Annotated in this window: 19 protein-coding genes; 2 read left to right on the top strand and 17 right to left on the bottom strand. The window is 69.3% G+C overall.

Annotated features, from left to right (window positions below; all coding sequences use genetic code 11):
• Window positions 1–14: 14 nt before the first annotated feature.
• From AOM46_RS01645 to AOM46_RS01560, 17 genes are all read right to left on the bottom strand, one after another.
• Window positions 15–761, bottom strand: a complete 747-nt coding sequence (locus tag AOM46_RS01645; RefSeq protein WP_062204465.1) for a DUF317 domain-containing protein — start codon at window positions 759–761, stop codon at window positions 15–17.
• 581 nt (window positions 762–1,342) lie between these two features.
• A complete protein-coding gene (locus AOM46_RS01640; RefSeq protein WP_158920186.1) occupies window positions 1,343–3,931 on the bottom strand; it encodes a BTAD domain-containing putative transcriptional regulator in 2,589 nt (862 codons plus the stop codon).
• Window positions 3,928–4,392, bottom strand: a complete 465-nt coding sequence (locus AOM46_RS01635) for a pilus assembly protein TadG-related protein (RefSeq protein WP_062204460.1) — start codon at window positions 4,390–4,392, stop codon at window positions 3,928–3,930. The genes AOM46_RS01640 and AOM46_RS01635 overlap by 4 nt, the downstream gene beginning before the upstream one ends.
• Window positions 4,389–4,790, bottom strand: coding sequence for a TadE family protein (locus AOM46_RS01630; RefSeq protein ID WP_062204457.1), 402 nt, complete (start codon window positions 4,788–4,790; stop codon window positions 4,389–4,391). The genes AOM46_RS01635 and AOM46_RS01630 overlap by 4 nt, the downstream gene beginning before the upstream one ends.
• Window positions 4,787–5,176, bottom strand: coding sequence for a TadE/TadG family type IV pilus assembly protein (locus tag AOM46_RS01625; RefSeq protein WP_062204454.1), 390 nt, complete (start codon window positions 5,174–5,176; stop codon window positions 4,787–4,789). The genes AOM46_RS01630 and AOM46_RS01625 overlap by 4 nt, the downstream gene beginning before the upstream one ends.
• A complete protein-coding gene (locus AOM46_RS01620; protein ID WP_062204451.1) occupies window positions 5,169–5,390 on the bottom strand; it encodes a hypothetical protein in 222 nt (73 codons plus the stop codon). The genes AOM46_RS01625 and AOM46_RS01620 overlap by 8 nt, the downstream gene beginning before the upstream one ends.
• A gap of 40 nt (window positions 5,391–5,430) precedes the next feature.
• Window positions 5,431–6,324: a type II secretion system F family protein gene (locus tag AOM46_RS01615; RefSeq protein ID WP_062204449.1), complete on the bottom strand. Its 894-nt coding sequence runs from the start codon at window positions 6,322–6,324 to the stop codon at window positions 5,431–5,433.
• Window positions 6,321–7,232 carry a type II secretion system F family protein gene (locus AOM46_RS01610; RefSeq protein ID WP_234313583.1) on the bottom strand — a complete coding sequence of 304 codons (912 nt, stop codon included), beginning with the start codon at window positions 7,230–7,232 and terminating at the stop codon, window positions 6,321–6,323. Before AOM46_RS01610 ends, AOM46_RS01615 begins: the two co-directional genes overlap by 4 nt.
• Window positions 7,229–8,539, bottom strand: coding sequence for a CpaF family protein (locus tag AOM46_RS01605; protein WP_234313634.1), 1,311 nt, complete (start codon window positions 8,537–8,539; stop codon window positions 7,229–7,231). The genes AOM46_RS01610 and AOM46_RS01605 overlap by 4 nt, the downstream gene beginning before the upstream one ends.
• Window positions 8,540–8,580: 41 nt before the next feature.
• The gene (locus tag AOM46_RS01600; protein ID WP_158920184.1) at window positions 8,581–9,306 is read right to left on the bottom strand and encodes a hypothetical protein; all 726 of its coding nucleotides are present in this window, start codon (window positions 9,304–9,306) and stop codon (window positions 8,581–8,583) included.
• Window positions 9,307–9,347: 41 nt separating this feature from the next.
• Window positions 9,348–9,899 carry an SAF domain-containing protein gene (locus AOM46_RS01595; protein WP_234313582.1) on the bottom strand — a complete coding sequence of 184 codons (552 nt, stop codon included), beginning with the start codon at window positions 9,897–9,899 and terminating at the stop codon, window positions 9,348–9,350.
• Window positions 9,900–10,071: 172 nt separating this feature from the next.
• Window positions 10,072–10,542, bottom strand: coding sequence for a hypothetical protein (locus AOM46_RS01590; protein WP_062204436.1), 471 nt, complete (start codon window positions 10,540–10,542; stop codon window positions 10,072–10,074).
• A gap of 395 nt (window positions 10,543–10,937) precedes the next feature.
• On the bottom strand, window positions 10,938–11,429 hold the full coding sequence (locus AOM46_RS01585; protein WP_158920182.1) for a hypothetical protein: 492 nt from the start codon (window positions 11,427–11,429) through the stop codon (window positions 10,938–10,940).
• A gap of 221 nt (window positions 11,430–11,650) precedes the next feature.
• Window positions 11,651–12,625 (bottom strand): Scr1 family TA system antitoxin-like transcriptional regulator, encoded by a 975-nt coding sequence (locus AOM46_RS01580; RefSeq protein ID WP_062204430.1) that lies wholly within the window; start codon window positions 12,623–12,625, stop codon window positions 11,651–11,653.
• A 12-nt stretch (window positions 12,626–12,637) separates the two neighbouring features.
• Entirely contained in the window at window positions 12,638–13,099 is a 462-nt protein-coding gene (locus AOM46_RS01575; RefSeq protein WP_062204427.1) for an NUDIX domain-containing protein, read from the bottom strand.
• A gap of 27 nt (window positions 13,100–13,126) precedes the next feature.
• Complete coding sequence (locus AOM46_RS01570; RefSeq protein WP_062204424.1) at window positions 13,127–13,543, bottom strand: hypothetical protein; 417 nt, start codon at window positions 13,541–13,543, stop codon at window positions 13,127–13,129.
• Between the two features lie 568 nt (window positions 13,544–14,111).
• A complete protein-coding gene (locus AOM46_RS01560) occupies window positions 14,112–14,561 on the bottom strand; it encodes an ATP-binding protein (protein WP_062204418.1) in 450 nt (149 codons plus the stop codon).
• 399 nt (window positions 14,562–14,960) lie between these two features.
• On the opposite strand from AOM46_RS01560, the gene AOM46_RS01555 reads away from it, so the two are divergent.
• Both AOM46_RS01555 and AOM46_RS31495 read left to right on the top strand, forming a co-directional pair.
• Window positions 14,961–15,848 (top strand): helix-turn-helix transcriptional regulator, encoded by an 888-nt coding sequence (locus tag AOM46_RS01555; protein ID WP_062204415.1) that lies wholly within the window; start codon window positions 14,961–14,963, stop codon window positions 15,846–15,848.
• Between the two features lie 15 nt (window positions 15,849–15,863).
• Window positions 15,864–16,061, top strand: a complete 198-nt coding sequence (locus tag AOM46_RS31495) for a DUF397 domain-containing protein (RefSeq protein ID WP_078856376.1) — start codon at window positions 15,864–15,866, stop codon at window positions 16,059–16,061.
• The last annotated feature ends 95 nt before the right edge of the window (window positions 16,062–16,156 follow it).

The following is a 16,156-nucleotide window of genomic DNA, read 5'->3' as shown; positions in this document are numbered from 1 at the left end:
TGGCCTGTGGCATGTCAGGCGGCGGTACGCAGTGGCCGCGCATACGGGGCTGTGGTCCGCGCGATTTGGGCGCTGCGTCGGGTAAGGGGCTGGGGCGCGGTCAGGGCTTGGGCGAAGGCGGTGATCAGGTGGGGTGGGGTGGCCTCGTGGAAGGTCGCGTCCCAGAGGGCGAAGGGGTCGTCGCGGGTCAAGGAGGCGGTGACCGTCCACGCTTCGCGGGGTGTGACGAAGGCTCCGTCGGCCCGGTAGTGGATATCCACCAATCCGTCCGGTGAGGTGGCGGTGATGGCGCACCGTCGGGTGGCGATGTGCCAGCGCGCGGCGCGAAGGGCTTCCCAGACGTTGTTCGGGTCATCGTCCTTGTCGTGTGGGTCAGCGCGTAGCGCGCGTTGACGTCCCTGAGCCTCTGCCCCGAGGTCGCGTTGGAGTGTCGTGGTGACGGCGGTCACGAATTCGGTCGGGGTGTCGATGCTGAAGGTGGCTGTCCAGAGTTGCCCCCATGGGGCGCCCGAGTAGGCGCGGGCATCGAGTTGCCAGTTCTCGTCGAGGTCAGGTAGGTAGGCGACTTGGAGGTTGGCTGTGTCGCTGATGGCGTAGCTGTTGCCCACGTCATCGCGATAGCGTCGCCAGTGGTCGGCTGTGAGGGGGGCGAACGCGTCGTCGGGATAGTCGCCGCTGCCAGCCAGGTGTCTGGGGCTGACCGCCACGTCGTCATGTGAGGTGTCGCGCGGGGTGGCACGGAAATCAGGAATGGGGATCATCTTGGGTTTCTCCTATTCCGTTCAGCCGTTTCCATCAACCCCCATTCTTTCGGGGTCATTTCCAACATAGCTCGGGTCCAGTGGTGCTCGCCAGTCGAAACAGGGGTCTGAAATGCTGGAATTCCCGTGAATTCGTAGGGACTTCTGTCGTCCCGGATGGAATTACCCTTGGAAAGCGTCGTGCCCCGCTTGAAGTCAGTGTGGTTGGGGAATCCGCGCGGCGCTGAACGTGCGTCAGGGGCCGGCGGTCGGGGGGCAGGCGTCGTCAGGCAGGCGCGCAAGCAGGGGGCGGCGGGCCGGGCATCGCGGAGCAGTTCACGGGCGAGTGCCGGTGATGAAGCTGGCGAGCGGGGCAGGCAGGCGGCGCACCGTTGAGGGAGAGAAGGGGATATTTGGCCGGCGGTCGGGCGTTGGCAGATCGGGGTTCGTTACCTGTACCGATCTACAGTCGCGACGGGCCGGGCCTGGTGAGCGTGCCCCTGGCCTGCGGCTATGTGCGGGCCGGGTGGTCCGTTCTCGACGGGATCACTGGCAGGAGCGGCCTTGTGGAGCAGGGAGGGGACCGGTCGCAGGCAGCGGGTTCAACGCCGGGAGGGGGCGGGCCTCGTGGGGGCGGCGGGAGGCCGCGTCGACCGAGGGGGTGGGGTCCGTGGTGTCGGCGGTGTGAGGAGGGAGCGGGTCGTGTCGCCGGGGCGGACGCCGATCTCCTTGAGGTGGCGGGCAAGGCGTTGGTAGGCGTGGTGAGCGGCCTCGGGGTGGCCGTTCTTGAGGTGCAGGCGCATGAGGCGTTGGCAGATCGGTTCGGAGGTGGGCTCCCATCCGGCGGCGCGTTCCAGGAGGTTGCGGGCCTGGTGGTGGTCTTCGGAGTGGGTGGTGTGGTGGTCGGCCAGGAGGATCGCGGCGTCGATGGCCTTGTGGTGGAGCCACTGGCGTAGTTCGTCGGCCCAGGGGTAGTCGGCGCCGTCGCAGAGGGGCCCCTGGTAGAGGTCGATCGCTCGTTCCAGGGCTTGGGTGCGTGCTTCCGGCTCGCGGGTGCGGCGGGCGGTCTCGATGGCGTGGGTGAAGTCGGTGGCGTCGCTGCGGACGAGTTGGGGGTCGAGGCGGTGGCGGTCGGCGGTTTGGAGAACGAAGGCGGCGCTGCGGCTTTCCGTCGCCTGACGCAGGGTGCGGCGTACGGCGCGGCGGAGGTTGACGAGGTCTTTGGTTGCCTGTTCCGGGGTGGTTGAGAGGCGCAGGAGTTCGGTGAGGGTGTCGTTGCGCAGCCCTTGGGGGTGGGCGGCCAGGATGGCGAGGAATTCCTTGGCGGCTTCTTTCATTCCGAGGGGGTTTTCTTCTTCTCGAATGAACAGTGACATTCCGCCGAGAAGTCGGACTCTGACGGGCGGCTCTCTGCTGTTGTCCTCTCTCTCGACGACATCCGTACGGTTTTGGTGAATGCTAACAATTCCGGGCCCGATACCGCTGTCATGCTTGTCACTTTGTGGTGGGATCGACGGCGGTTCGTTCTGTGAGCTTTCCGGTTGGAGGCAGTCGAGCAGTTCTGAGGCGGTCTGCGCGGTGAGGGTGAAGAGTTGGGCGCCGCGAAGGGCTGGGCCGTGGGGTCCGGTGTGGTGTCGGACGGTGCCGTCGGCGGTGAGTTCGGCGGCGTTGCCCAGCTGGCGGTCGCCGAAGTGCAGTACGGCCAGCTCGCCGGGTGCGGCGTCGGCGGCGAACGTGGCCGCCTCCGGCGGGACGTTGGTGTGCAGGAGGAGGATGTCCATCGGGGCCGCCTCGTCCGGTGGGGCCTCGGTGTCCCGTAGGCGGGCACGTCGGATGCTGCCGGACTGGGCGATGCGGAGCGCTTCCTGGTCGTCGTTGGCGCGGATGCAGCCGGGAAGTCGTCCGACGGTTTCCGCAGAGGCAGGGAGTAGGGCGGCCAGCAGTGTGCGCGGGGCGATGAGTCGTGCCGCGAGTGGCCGGGCCGGGGAGCATTGGGCCGCCGTGAGGGTGGAGACGATCAGGGCTCGCGCCGCTGCGGGTGCGCCGTCGCCGTGGAACGACCAACCGCCGGGCGTAGCGAGGGCGTTGATGTCGAGTTCGGTGTGGTCGCGGTGGGCGATGGTGATGGTGCCGGGTGGTGCGGGGGCTGCCGACGGTGGTCGTCGGGTGATCTCGGCCTCTGCGGCCTCGGCCTGGTCGCGTTCGGCGCGGATGGCGGCGAGGGTGGCATGGGTGGCGTTGCGCACGGCGCTGCTGAGGGGCGCGGGTGCGGTGTCAACGGTGAGGTCGGCGTCGTGGTGGCGACGTGCGCGGAGGCGGGATCGTGCGACGGCTGCGGTGATACCGGCGGCGAGGGTGACGCCGATCAGCGCGGCCGGGCCCAGGGGAACGTGGACGGGTCGCGGCGCCCCGACCTCCGGGGCTTTGACGGTGTCTTCCTCCTCGGCTTCCTGCGGGGCGCCGGGGTGGTCGGTGGATTCGTCGGGACGGTCCTCGGACGGCGGAGGTGGCTCCGCTTCTACCGGAAGGTGGAGGGTCCATCCCGGGCGGAGGAGGTCGGGGTTGGTCAGCCGACCGCCGTCCGGTTGGGCGAGGTCGGTGGAGAGGGCGTAGATCTCGGGCCAGCGGATGGGGTCGTCGAGACAGCGTCCGGCGATCTCCCAGAGGGTGTCTCCGGGCCGGACGGTGTACGCGGTGTGCTGCCTTATCTCGGGCTCTTCGGCGATCGTGTTCGTGGCCTTCAGGCTGACCGCCGTCGCCGGGGGAACCAGAGCGCTCGCCGTTGCGGTGCGGAGGGTGGCCAGCACGGCGACGACGACGGTGCCGACGCAGAGGGCGGCCACCAGCCGGGGGACGTTCAATGTCTCCAGGTGGGCGCGGTGCAGGTCGCCATCGGCGCGCAGGTGCACAAGGTTGCGGAGGTACCAGACGGCCTCCCGTGCCAGGGTCGTCAGCATCGCCGCCCAGGTCAACCAGCCCAGCAGCGCGAGGATCTGGACCATCAACGGGTCGGTGGGCGGTTGCGCGAGCCGGTCGAGGAGGTCGTCGAGGCCGGTGGTGCGTTGTGGCCAGGGCAGTCCGGTGGCCGCCGCGAGGACGAGTGGCACCCCGATGAGCAGCAGGAGCAACGCACCGGCGGCGGCTACCGCGCCGGCTCGGTTCTCGTCCCTCCGTGGCCGGATTCTGGTCAACGGTCTTCCTCCGGCGTCGTGCGAGCGGTTCCGCGTTCTGCCCTGGCGACGGCCTCGCCGCTGACGGCCAGTTGGTGGAGTCCGACCAATCGCAGGATCTGCGTGGGTTGTTGGCGGGTGACGGTGACGGTGACGCGGTCTCCGGCCACCCGGACGGTGGCCTCTCCCCCGGTGGCGGCGACATAGTCCAGTGCGGCGGCTTGGGCGCTCTCCTCGTCCAGGCGGGTGTCGGCCTCGGCGCGAAGGGCCGTGATGTCGAGTTGCTGAGCCGCACTGCGGGCCGCTTCCTGGGCGGTGTTCAGCGCGTTGGTCTTGGCCACCAGGGCCATCCCGCCGTCGATGACGATGCCGGCCACCAGCCAGAGTCCGGCGAAGATCCCCACGACGAACGCGGTGATCTGCCCCTCGTCACCGGCTGCTGCCCGTCGCGTCTGCCGCAGTCTGCTGCTGACCGACGTCATTCGGTACTCCGGTAGGTATCGACGGGCGAGGTACTGGTGGCCGTCAGGGTGAGGGCCCCTGGCAGGCCGGTGCCGACGAGGTCGGTGAGGTCGCTTCGGCAGGAGACAGTCGCCGTCACCGTGCTGCCGGGGAGCAGGCCGTCGTGATCGAGGTTCACGAAGTGCTGGGCGCAGCCGGCGAGGGCCGCGCCGGCGGCCTGATGCGCGGCGTGCTGCGCGCGCTCGGTGTCGTAGGCGAGGGAGGCCGCGCGGGCGGCGTGGTGGGCGGCGTCCTCCACCCGGATGCGGACGTCGGCAACCCGGCCCAGACCCACGACCAGCATGGTCAACAGGATCAACACGGGGGTGAGCAGGACCAGTTCGAGGGAGGCCGAGCCGTCGTCCCTTCGGGGGTTCACGGGGCGCCCCCCGGGGTGGTGAACCGCTCGACCGGCCCCTCCGCATACCCGCTGACGGTGAGGTTGAGCCCGGGAATGAGCGGGAGGACCTGGCCGTCGACGCGGACAGAGGCGGCCGACTCGGTCCGCGAGGTATGAACGCGTGCCTGACGCAGAACCCGCCCGGCCGTGTTGTCGATGGCAGCCTGGGCCGCGTCGCTTCCCGCCGACTCGTCGCCGTCCGCCGCGCGGGCGTCCGCCAGGCCCTGGGAGGCCGCGAGTTGCGCGATGTGCTGGGCGTGCCAGGCCAGGGCGAACTGGACGGCGACCAGCAGCAACAACATCAGGACCGGGGTCAGGACGACCAGCTGCGCGGAGACGGCACCACGGTCTCGTCGGCTACTCACTGACCATCTCGACCTCCGCCTCCAGGTCCATGCCCTTGGCGCGGTCGATGACCTTGGTGGCGATGATGCCGCCCGCCGCCAGGCCCAGGACGGCCAGGACGGCGGTGATGATCACGGCCTCGGTGGCGTATCCACCGTCGGTGGACAGGCGTCGGCGGACCGTCCGCAGGTGACGGCGAACGCGGACGGGGAGGCGCTTGAGCAGCAGGAGCATGGTGGTGCTTTCCGATGGAACGAACGTGGGAGGGCTGGTCCTACAGACCGGACAGGACGTGGGAGAGGGCCGGGGTCCCGATGAAGGTGAGGAACCCGAGGAACTGGAGAAGGACGGGGAACGCCATGCGCTCGGTGGCCGCCTGGGCCGCGCCCTCGGCCTGGGTGAGCTGGCGTCGGCGCATCGCCTGGGCCTTCGCCTGGAGGGACGCGCGGACCTTCGCGCCCTCCGTGCCGGCGAGCATGACCGTGCCGGCCAGTTCTTCCAGTTCGCTGACGCCGGTGCGCCGGCCGAGGCCGCCGAGATGCTGCCAGGGATTGGTGCGGGTGACCTGGGCTGCGGCCAGCGCCTGACGCATCTGGCCTGCGGCCCAGCCCCGGCAGGCGTTGGTGGCGTCGTGGAGCGCCTGGTGGATGCCCGCGCCGCCGGCCAGGGAGATGACCGTCAGGTCGAGCACCACGGAGAGGGTGTGGCGAAGTTCCTCCCGGCGTCGGCGCGCGAGTCCGCGTACCTCACCGTCGGGGAGGAAGAAGAAGGCGACGGCCAGCAACAGGCTGGCGGAGGTCGGCATCCACCAGCCCGTCCAGCCGACACCCACGGTCAAGAGGGCGCAGGCCAGCCAGGGGAGAAGGAGCCCGATCCCGGCCGTGGCAGCCTTGGTGGCGAGGAACGTCTCGACGCCGCGCTCGGCTACCACCAGGTCGCGTCGGAGCGCCGAGGACGGCAGGCCGGTCGTTCGCAGCAGCGGTACCAGCCCGCGACCACACCGTTCCAACGGCCGGCCGGATCGGGGCTTTTCGCGATCCTCGGGTGAGCGAGCTGGCCGGCTCAGGCGTGCCAACGCACTGGCCAGATGCGGACGCGGCGGACGAAGCCCATAGGCGAGGACGGCAAGACCGGCGCCGAAGAACGCGCCCAACAGGATCGGGATCATCGGCTCACCGCCGAGCGCGGCGCCGGCATCACCCGGGCGCCGCCATCCGCGAGAGCGTTATCGCGGGACAGCAGACGCGGTGGCTCGCTGACGCGCGCGATGGAGTGCAGCCACGCGAACGAGGCCGCGAACAGGGCCCCGGCCATGGCCAGAGCCAGTTGACCGAGCGGTGTGCCAAAGGGCTCCAGGTAGGGCTGGTTGAAGACCATCAGCCCCGCCGCCAGGGTCAACGTCGTACCGCAGCAGACGCGGATCGACGTGCGGGTGCTGGTACGCCCGGCCGCGACACGCTGCCGCATGGCGACCTGGTCGCGCACGGCCTCGGCCAGGGAACCAAGCAGCGGGCCCAGTTGCGCGGCCTGCCGGTGCGAGGCGACCCGCAGCACGGTCACCACGGTGTCCGCCGCCGGGTCGTCCATCTCGACCGCGAACCGTTCCAGTGCCTCGGGCAACGGCTGTCCCGCGCGAATACGGTCGGCCAGGGCCGCCACCTCTGTCCGCACCGGGCCCGGTGAGAGAGGGGCGGTGGCCAACAGGGCCTGCCCCAGCCCGGCGGCGGCCGAGAGTGTGTCCCGGAGCATCTCCGTCCAGGTGGCGATGGCCTCCATCCGCTCGATCCGCCGAGCGCCCCGCCGATCCGGCCCCAGCAGCTGCGGCAGAGCGACCACACCGACGACAACCAGCACGCCCGCTACCGGCCACCGCGTCACCGCCACCGCCAGGAGACCGGCCACCAACGCGACGAAAAGGCGGGGCTTCGACCAGGATCGCCACCAGCCCCACACCGGCCACCGCGCACTGGGCCTGGCAGCCGTACGCCGAAGGCCGGCCACGCCGAGCATCAGGCCGGCCCCCGCCGCCCCGCCCAACACGACGGCCAGCGGTACGAAAACGTCGTGCACCGTCACGACAACCCCCATCCACTGCTGAGGGCATCCAACGGCAACCCGACGTCGCCCAACTCACGCATGGTCTCCGGCCGCAGGGGCGCGGACAGGACAGCGCGACCATCAGGCCCCGGCGCGAAGACCTCGTTCGAGACGACCTGGTTGCCGTCGGCGTCCAGCACCTCCCGAATGGAGGTGACGGCCCGCCGACGAGCCGCGTCCCAGCCCAGGTGCACGACGAAGTGCACCGCCGAGGCGACTAGCAGATTCGTCGCCTCCGCCGACAACCGCTCGGGGGACTGCGCCGCGTAGGCGGCCAGCTTGGTGAACACCCCGCGCGAGGTCGAGGAGTGGATGGTCGACAGCGACCCGTCGTTGCCCTGACTCATGGCGTTGCACATCGGCACCACCTCCGACCCGCGGATCTCGCCGACGATCACGCGGTCGGGGGACATCCGCAGGGCCCAACGCACGAGTTCCGCCTGGTCGATCGCCCCCTGCCCCTCGATATTGGCCGCCCGCGCCTGCATCGCCACCACATCCGGATGCGCGCGGCTGTCGGCGTCCAACCGCAACTCGAAGGTGTCCTCGATGGTCACCAACCGCTCCTCGGGCGGGATCTGTGAGGCCAGCGCCCGCAGGAACGTCGTCTTGCCGACGTTGGTGCCGCCCGCGACGACGATGTTCTTCCGCGCCCGCACCATCGCCGCCAGGACATCCGCCACCATCTGGTCGCACATGCCCAGCCGGACCAGGTCCGCCAGGGTGACCCGGGTGAAGCGGTGTTTACGGATCGACAGGGAGACCCGCCGCGTCACCGCCATCGCCGCGAAAAGCCGTGAACCGTCCGGCAGTTGCACATTGACGCTGGGAACGCCTCGGTCGAAGCGGCGTTCGTCCTCACCGGCCCGTGCCGCCAACAGGCGCACCAGCTCGACCAGTTCCTCGTCCGACCGCGCCACCGCCGGCCCGCGACGCTTCGTCCCATCGGCCAACCGCAGCCAGACCCGGTCGGCCCCATTGACGGTGATGTTCTCCACCTCGGGATCCGCCAGCAGACGCTCCAACATGCCGGCGCCCAACACCGCGTCGAGGACGCTCTCGGCGGCGGCCGACTCATCCTCAGGGCTCGGCGAGGGGCGCCCGGCAGCCAGCTCCGCGCGGGCATGGCGCTGCAACTCGTCGGCGACCAGCCGAGCCGCCGTCGCCCGATGCTCCTCACCACTCTCCTGCGGCAGGCCCGCCGACTCCCTCGCGTGCGCGTACTGCGCCAGCCTTTGCAGAACGCTCTCTGTGATCGCCTCCGCCCAGGTCGAAGGAGGCGCCAGCTGCCCCGGCAGCAGCAACTCCGAAGGCCCGCCCGTGACCCTCACCGCCCGCTCCCCACCAGGTCCTCGCTCCGGATACCGGCCTCGGCCAACAGCTCGGCCAGTCGCGCCGCCGCCGAGGCGAGCGCCGAGGGCCGCCACCCGGACCCGCGCAACCGACGCGGCACGGCCGCGCCGGACAACACCGCCGCCGAACGCGGCGCCCACGGCAACACGACCACCCGCTCCACCCCCACAGCCGCCCCGACCTCAGCAACCCGATAGGGGCACGGCCCCACCACGGCCAGCACGACCCGACGCTGATCCCAAGCCGGGAGGGCCTCGCGAAAGGCGAGCACATGAGCCAGCGAGTCAACGCCTGCCCGGCACACCAGGACCACCGCATCCGCCAGCGCCACAAGCCCCGACGTCAACGACTCGACGCGCCCCACGTCGACCACCACCGAGCCGCGATCCTCAGGGCCACCGCGCAGTGTTCGCCCCCGGTCCTCCTCCAACAGGCGCACAGCCTCCCGGCACTGACCGGCACCCGCGGGAGCCAGCACCGCCCGCACCCCGATCGGGAGATTCGAAGCCGCCCCCAACAACGAACCGGGCTGCGCCCTCCGGGCCGCAGCCGCAACGTCCAACAGCCCGGGACTGTGCGGGACTCCATGCCGAGCAGCCAGGTCACCACCGGCCTGATCGGCCTCGACCACCGCCGGACGCACCCCACCGTCGAGATCCACTGGCCACGCCCCGGCCAGCGCCACGGCCGTCGTCGTCACCCCCGGCGAACCCTTCACGGAGGCGCATGCGATCAGACGCCTCACCGCTCGTCCCCGTCCCCCGAGCCGTCCTGCGAGGAGAGCACCGCCACCCGGGGATGGCTCAGCACGGCCGCACGCTCAGCCGCCGCCGACTCCACCAACAACGTCAACCGCATCCCAGTCGAGGATCCCACCTCCGCCACCTCGCTCACCGTGCCCACCACACCGCCCGGCACCGCACCGTCCTCTCCCGCCTGCCGCCCGGGAAACACCGCAACCCGCTGCCCCCGCTCCACCCTCGGCGCATCACCGGCCGCCACCGCGAACGCCACCTCGGAGAACCCCTCCGGCGGATACGCCGCCTCGCCCGCCACCTGCCCCGGCGCCAGCAACGAGCCGCGCGTCAACGGCACCGCTGCCAACTGCCCCACCACCGTCCGCATCTCACTCGCGGCCACGACCCCACCATCCGCCGCCACCCGCACCTCACGCAGATCCCCGGGCGCGATCACATGACCGGCCGGCAGATCATCCGCCACCGCCAACACCGCCCGCCGATCCCCGGCCTCCCCCACCAACGCCGCGAACCCCACCGCCGACGCCAGGCACACCGAGGCCCCACCCCACACCCAACCGGGCCGCCGACGCACCACCCCGGGCACCGCCACACCCCGGGCAGGCGCCGCCGACCGCGCCGACGTGGCCGCAGAAGACAAGGAAGGACTCAACACACCACTCCACAGAGGAAAATGAACAAGAAACGGGCCGCCGAACGCCCCGGACTCACCGGCTGGGCTGATCCACCACCAGGGCCTGTATCTCATCCACGGTTACCGGGACTTCCCAGGACGTACGCAGCCCGGGGACTCGCCCGGATTCACCCGCGCCTTCCCAGACGACGTCCCACTCAAGCTCCGCAGACACCGTAAAGACGCCACCGGGCTCCGCCAGCGACGAACGCGTATAGGTGTATCCACAATCCGGCGACTCATCCCCCGGCGAGAAGTCCGCCGAAAACGGCGTCCCGGGCCCGGAGCACACAACCACGCTGCCATCCCCCAACGACCAACGAACCCGCACCGGCCGCGCCACCGCCGTCACAGAAACCCCGGGAACACTGGCCGTCTCCTCCACCGCCCCCCACCCCTCCGACCCGATCCACAACCACGTCGGCACCCGAACCATCTGATAGGCATCCTCGGACGGACTCATGTGAATGACTGGCGAGGGCAACTCCAACTGCTCCACCGCCATACGCCCGACCTCGGCCGCGTCGGGGACGGGCCTCTCCTGGCGCTGGCGCCCGGTCCTCGTAGGAGCTTTCACGAAGCAGAGACCGGACGTGACACTCGGCCCGGAAAGGTTCGCCGAGCACGGCCGCGGAGGTTCCCAGTCAGGCCGCGGGATTTCCTTGGGCCCAGACTCGGAAGGGCGTGGCTTCGCAGTTGCTTCAGCCCGACCAGGTGAGCGGTCAGCGTCCTGAGCCGCCGAAAATTGCTCCCCCGTGGAAGCGGTCAGGCGGCAGCTTCCGCCCTCGCAGGACACGTCGCCATTCGACGGAACGGCGCCACTGGCAAAAGCAGGCGGCGCTGAGTCAAGCAACAGACAGGTGATAGCTGTGGAAAGAAGCAGAGCGTGCCTGCGGCGTCTCAACATGTTCCTGGTTCTTCCAGGTACAGGTCGGTGACCAGCCAGCGGCTCTCGCGCAGCTCGACCGTGGCGTGAGCCGTCCGACGGTTCCCTGGAAGGTCATCCACAGGATCTCCCTCAGGCGTGTAGAGAAGCCATTCGGTTTCGTCGAGGCAATCCTGCAACACCCGTTGTTCGGCCGAGGATTCGACCACCGACACCTCATGCGAGGGGCGCCCTCTGGCGACATGCCCATTATCGGCGTTCCAGGAGATAATGAATTCGAGAAGCATCAACCCATTGTCCGCAGCGTGGTCATCCAACCTGGGGTGATCGATGTCCGAGGTTCGCGAGGCCACGGCCGCGTCCTCCCACATCGCTGTGTAGGCCGCAACGGCCTCATCCTCTTCCACAGGCGTCACGGACGGGGAAGGAGGTTCCGGATCGACCTGCTCAGCCCGGCCGGAATCCGTCGAACTCCCGCACGCCACCAAGCCGGCCACGAACGCCATGGAAAGCGCCGCCCGCCAATTCACCGAACCCGACCCCCTGCGATACCCGAGCACCATGCTGTGCGGCCATGATGCCTGACAAGTCAGGCCCGGGCAGGGTCAATTAGCCCACTTCAGCGACGGCGAATTTGGGAAAACCTTTCAGCACAGGTTTATTTCACGCCGAAGACGCGACCGGGTCCGCCATCGCACCGGGAGGTCCCGGGCGGCCAGTCGTCTCGTCAGGAGAACCAACTGGCGGCTGCGTCCCGCTCGGCGAGTTGGGCGAGTTGGATGGCGGCTTCCTCGATGGCGGCGAGGCTGCCCTCTGCGGAGAGGGCTTCGTTCTCGCTGTTCGTGAAGCACCATTCGGCGGAGGTGGCAGTGGAGCCCGACGCGCTGTAGTGAAAGCAACGGGCGGCGGGCTGGACGTAGAGGCGGGTGCTGCGGCGGGTGATTTCGGTGAGGGCACCGGGGTACCCGCTGGCGCCAGCGGTCAGTGGGAGGACGCGGAGGGTGAGGCGTCCGCGGTGCGCGGCATCTCGTAGGGCGCGCAATTGTTCGGCGAGAACACCGGGGGGTACGACGGTGCGTCGGAGAACCGACGCGTCAAGAATGAGGGTGGCTTCGCGGGTGGTGAGTCCGGTGGTGGGGAGCCAGAGATGGGTCCCATAGCGGCGAGTCGGGGTGTCGGGGCCGACAACCTCGGTGGCGAGCTCGGCAGAGTGGTGGGTGGACCAGGGGAGGTGGGCGCTGAGGGCGTCGGATGCACGGAGGGCCGTGGTGTAGCTGTGGGTGCGGAAGGCGGGCGGGATGAGGTAGGAGCTGAAGTAGCGGAGCCGGTTGGCGTCTTGTTCGCAGGCACGGAGGCGCGTGTGGCAGCCGGGTTGGGTGTCGACGAATCGATCGCGTGCGGCGGGCGGGGCAAGAAGCTCGTTGATGGTTTTCAGGCAGCGGGGGCAGTACAGGCCGTAGCTCTTGAGGAGGGCGTGGACGGCGTCGGGCTTGCTCTCCGAGGTGCCGAGTTCCATCCGGCAGACCCTGGCAGCGGAGGCGCCGATGGTGCGGGCGGCGTCGGTGAGCCTCAGCTTCCGGTCGCGACGAAAGGCTCGCAGGTAGGCGCCGACGACGGCGTGGCCGGGGAAGATGACTGACTCCTCTGTCTTCGAGTGGTGTTCAGCGACCGACCGCCACTGGTCGGCAGCGGCCGGTCGCATGCTGTGCTGTGCTCAGTGGAAGGCAGCCTCAGGACGGTCGCCATCGACAAGGAGCGGAAGGGCGCGGCGGCGGCCGGCGGCGATGATCGCGTACTGGTAGAGCCCCGGCGGCTCGTGCAACTCGCGCAGCGGCACCCACCCCACGCTCGGGTTCGGTTCCATCGGCGGCACCTCGGGCACCACATCTCCGTCCAGGACGTAGGTCACCCCGTTGACCGCGCCCCGGTCGTCGGTGGTGAGGGTGAACGCCAGTACGTCGGTGAGCGCGCGGTCGTAGCCGGTGGCCTTCGTCAGGGTCTTGCGGGCGGTGAGGATGGGGCACTGCCCGGCGGGCACCGTGCCGTTCGGAAGGACCCAGCCCTCGTCGCCCGGACTCTTCTCCCCACGCACCATCAGCGCGTCGTTGGCCCTGGTCATGGCCAGGATATGGAAGGTGACCGGCAGCCCGCCCGGTCCCGGAAGGGTCATGGACATCAGTAACTCTCCTAGCGTGGTCAGCTATCAGTTGACGAGGGCGGGCAACAGTCCGGAGGCGGCGGTCAGCAGGCACATCACCCCGACAAACGCCGGCCCGACCGCCCGGTCCAGAAACGCCCCGACCGGGCTCGCCCGCCCGTCCCCACCCCCCTCGGCCTCCTCCGGCCGACGCTCAACCCGCCAGTGCTTCTCGGTGCGGGAGAGGTACCGGGTGTGCCTCGGCTCCTGCTGTGAGTGTTGGAGGCACCAGACCGCGACGGGCAACGCGTCATCGTCGAAGAGCGGCGACCGCTGCCCGCAGCTGAAGCACTCCGCCCCATAGATCGCCGCTGGCGCACCCGCGCCCCGTTCCTCACACAACACCCAGTCCGCGCCCCGGACGATCGAGACCGGCTCAGCCACCTCGCTCCCGCCCCACAACGGCCGGTTCGGTTCACTCATCGCGTTGATCTCCCTTGCTCGGGGGACGGTTCATCTCTGGCGAGGAGATGACCGTTCGGGGGTTCTTCCGTCGTCGGCCGACATGTCGGTCAGGTTGCTCCTGCCTGTTTGGGCTGCCGTGGCGCCGAGGGCACCTCCAACCGCCGTGCTCGCGACTCCGTCGTCGACTTCATCGCGTGGCTCGGTGATCAGCCGAGACAGCCGGGCTCCAAACGGAGTGCGGAACGGGCGGTCCCGACTGCGGTAACGGATCGGCACAGATGGGACGTCGGCCGCCAACGGCGGGTACAGCGGGAGCAGCCGCCCCACCTCATCCATCGGCGCGTCCCAGGACGCCTCGGTGAAGTCCCAGACCATCGCGTGAAGGAGGCCAAGGCACGGCTCGCACGCGTAGAGCGGAGCGTTGGCCCCCACGGTGGTCACGCAGCCGAGCCACACCACTGCCGTGACCTGGTGGCCGCAGAAGAACCAGCATGGGCCCAGGCTCCAAGTACCCTCCCCACGACCCGGCTCCGGTGCCAGAAATTCCCAGCCATCGGGCGGGCGCGCACTCACCGAGGTGCCCACCTCAGGACTTCTCCCTCGGTACCGCGCCCCAGCACGCGAACCAGACGATCTTCCCGAGCGCCGGGCCGGCGTCGGAGACGTACTGCTTGGGCATGAAGCCGAAGGCGTCGGCCATCTCTCGCAGCAGCCACAGACCGCGGCCGTCTTCGGCGAGTTGGTCCATTACCGGAAGCTTCGGAAGGCATCTCGACTCGTCGAAGACGTGGACCACGACGTCGGGCCCCACGCGCACGATGCACAGGCGACAGCGACGCGTCGGGCAGTGCCGCACGACGTTCGACAGCAGCTCTGAGACGCCGAGCCGAATGACCCCCTCGGCCTCTGGTGAGACACCCCATCTGCCGAGCAGCGCCACCACCTCCCGGCGCCAGCCCGCGATCCCCTCCGCAGTGACCGTTAACGAGGCTTCGTAGGCGTGCGCGCTGTCGATGAGTGAGACAGGAACGGTCATGGTTCCTCCAGCCATGCGTGCTCGCGAACAGCGGCGAGCGCTCCATCTCGTCGCCGACGTCGCACAGTTCTGCTCATCTGCCGTTGGAGAAGGGGCGATCGGCTTGGTCACCCATTGCCGTCTTGACGGCTTCTCGTTACCCAGAAGGCCGCCTCTGCGCATGACTCGTCGCAGAGGCGAAGTCCTGGATGCGGGTGAAACGATCACCGGAAAGTCCCTCGGATCGGGGCCTGGAGCGGGCGGAGTTGGGAGTATGGCAACGGATTCATCCGCCATGCATCATTCACCTTGGAAGTGTCCGCATGGCTGATGCACCGTGAGTAGTTGATCCACCATGCGATCCTTGTGGCTACCGCACCCCGACGCGGAGACTGGTGGCACTTGTTCAAGGGAGCGCGTGTGACGGCGGATAGACCGGCCGAGAAGGCCGACGTGGAGCATCTGGGCCCGACGACACGGCGCCGCCAGCTCGGGCTCCGCCTCCTGGCGCTGCGGGACGAATCGGGCCTGTCGACCGGTGCGGCAGGAGAACGCGCCGGGGTGTCCCAGGCCACCGTCAGTAGGTACGAGCGTGGCCACGGCAACGTGCGATGGAACCAGGTGGAAGCTCTGTGCCGGGCGTACGGCGCGACGGATCAGGAGACCCAGGAACTCATTTCCCTGGCGAAGAACAGCAAGACGACCGACGGGTGGTGGCTCCCGTACGCAGGTCGGCTCAGCCGTCCCATGCGGCTTCTGCTGGCGATAGAGGACGAAGCGGCACGCATCGACCAGTACGCGGCCGGCGTGGTGCCCGGGTTGTTGCAGACGTTGGAGTACGCACGGGCGATCAAGGACACCCCAGGAAGCGCGGTGCCGCCCCAAAAAGTTGAAGAGCTCCTCGCCATGAGGATGCAACGGCAACGGATCCTCGACCGGCAGACCCCTCCGAAACTCCAGGTCCTCCTCGACGAGAGCGTGCTACACCGCGTCGTGGGCAACCCCGAAGTGACCGCCAGGCAACTCGATCACCTCCTGCGACGCGCGAAGGATCCGAACATCACCGTTCAGGTGCTCCCCTTCGCCCATGGCGCCTATGCAGCAGCGCTCAGCAACTTCATCATCTACGGCGGCGCCGACCCGTCCCTCGATGTCATCTTTATCGAGACCGCCGGTGGCTCCCTGTTCCTGGAGGAACCGGACGCCCAGCAGGTCTACGCACGCGCATTGGCCTTCCTGCGTGAGGAAGCGCTCACCCCAGATTCCTCGGCCCGCCTCATCGCCGAGGCCAGCAAGTCGCATCTGTGAGAGAAGTAGAGGGTAATGGCAGATCAGACCGAACCCCGGTGGTTCAAAAGCTCGTACAGCGGCGCACCCAACAACGAGTGCGTCGAGTGCGCCAGGGCGTCGCGATACATCCTGGCCCGTGACTCCAAGGTCCCCGGCGGCCCTCAGGTTGCCTTCTTCTCCACCACGTGGGCCACGTTCATAGAAACCCTCCGTGCCAACGGCCTCAGCTGACCTCGACCGCCCCGGCGGTCACGGGCCCGGAACCCCTGAGAACGGTTTCGGGCCAGTTCCGCTTCCTCTCCGTCCCGTTCGCGCCCGACCGCTGT

The organism is Streptomyces sp. NBRC 109706, assembly GCF_000974485.1.
Taxonomy (GTDB): Bacteria; Actinomycetota; Actinomycetes; order Streptomycetales; family Streptomycetaceae; genus Streptomyces.
Note: the sequence above shows the minus strand (reverse complement) of the source record. Positions and strands in the feature narration are given on the sequence as shown.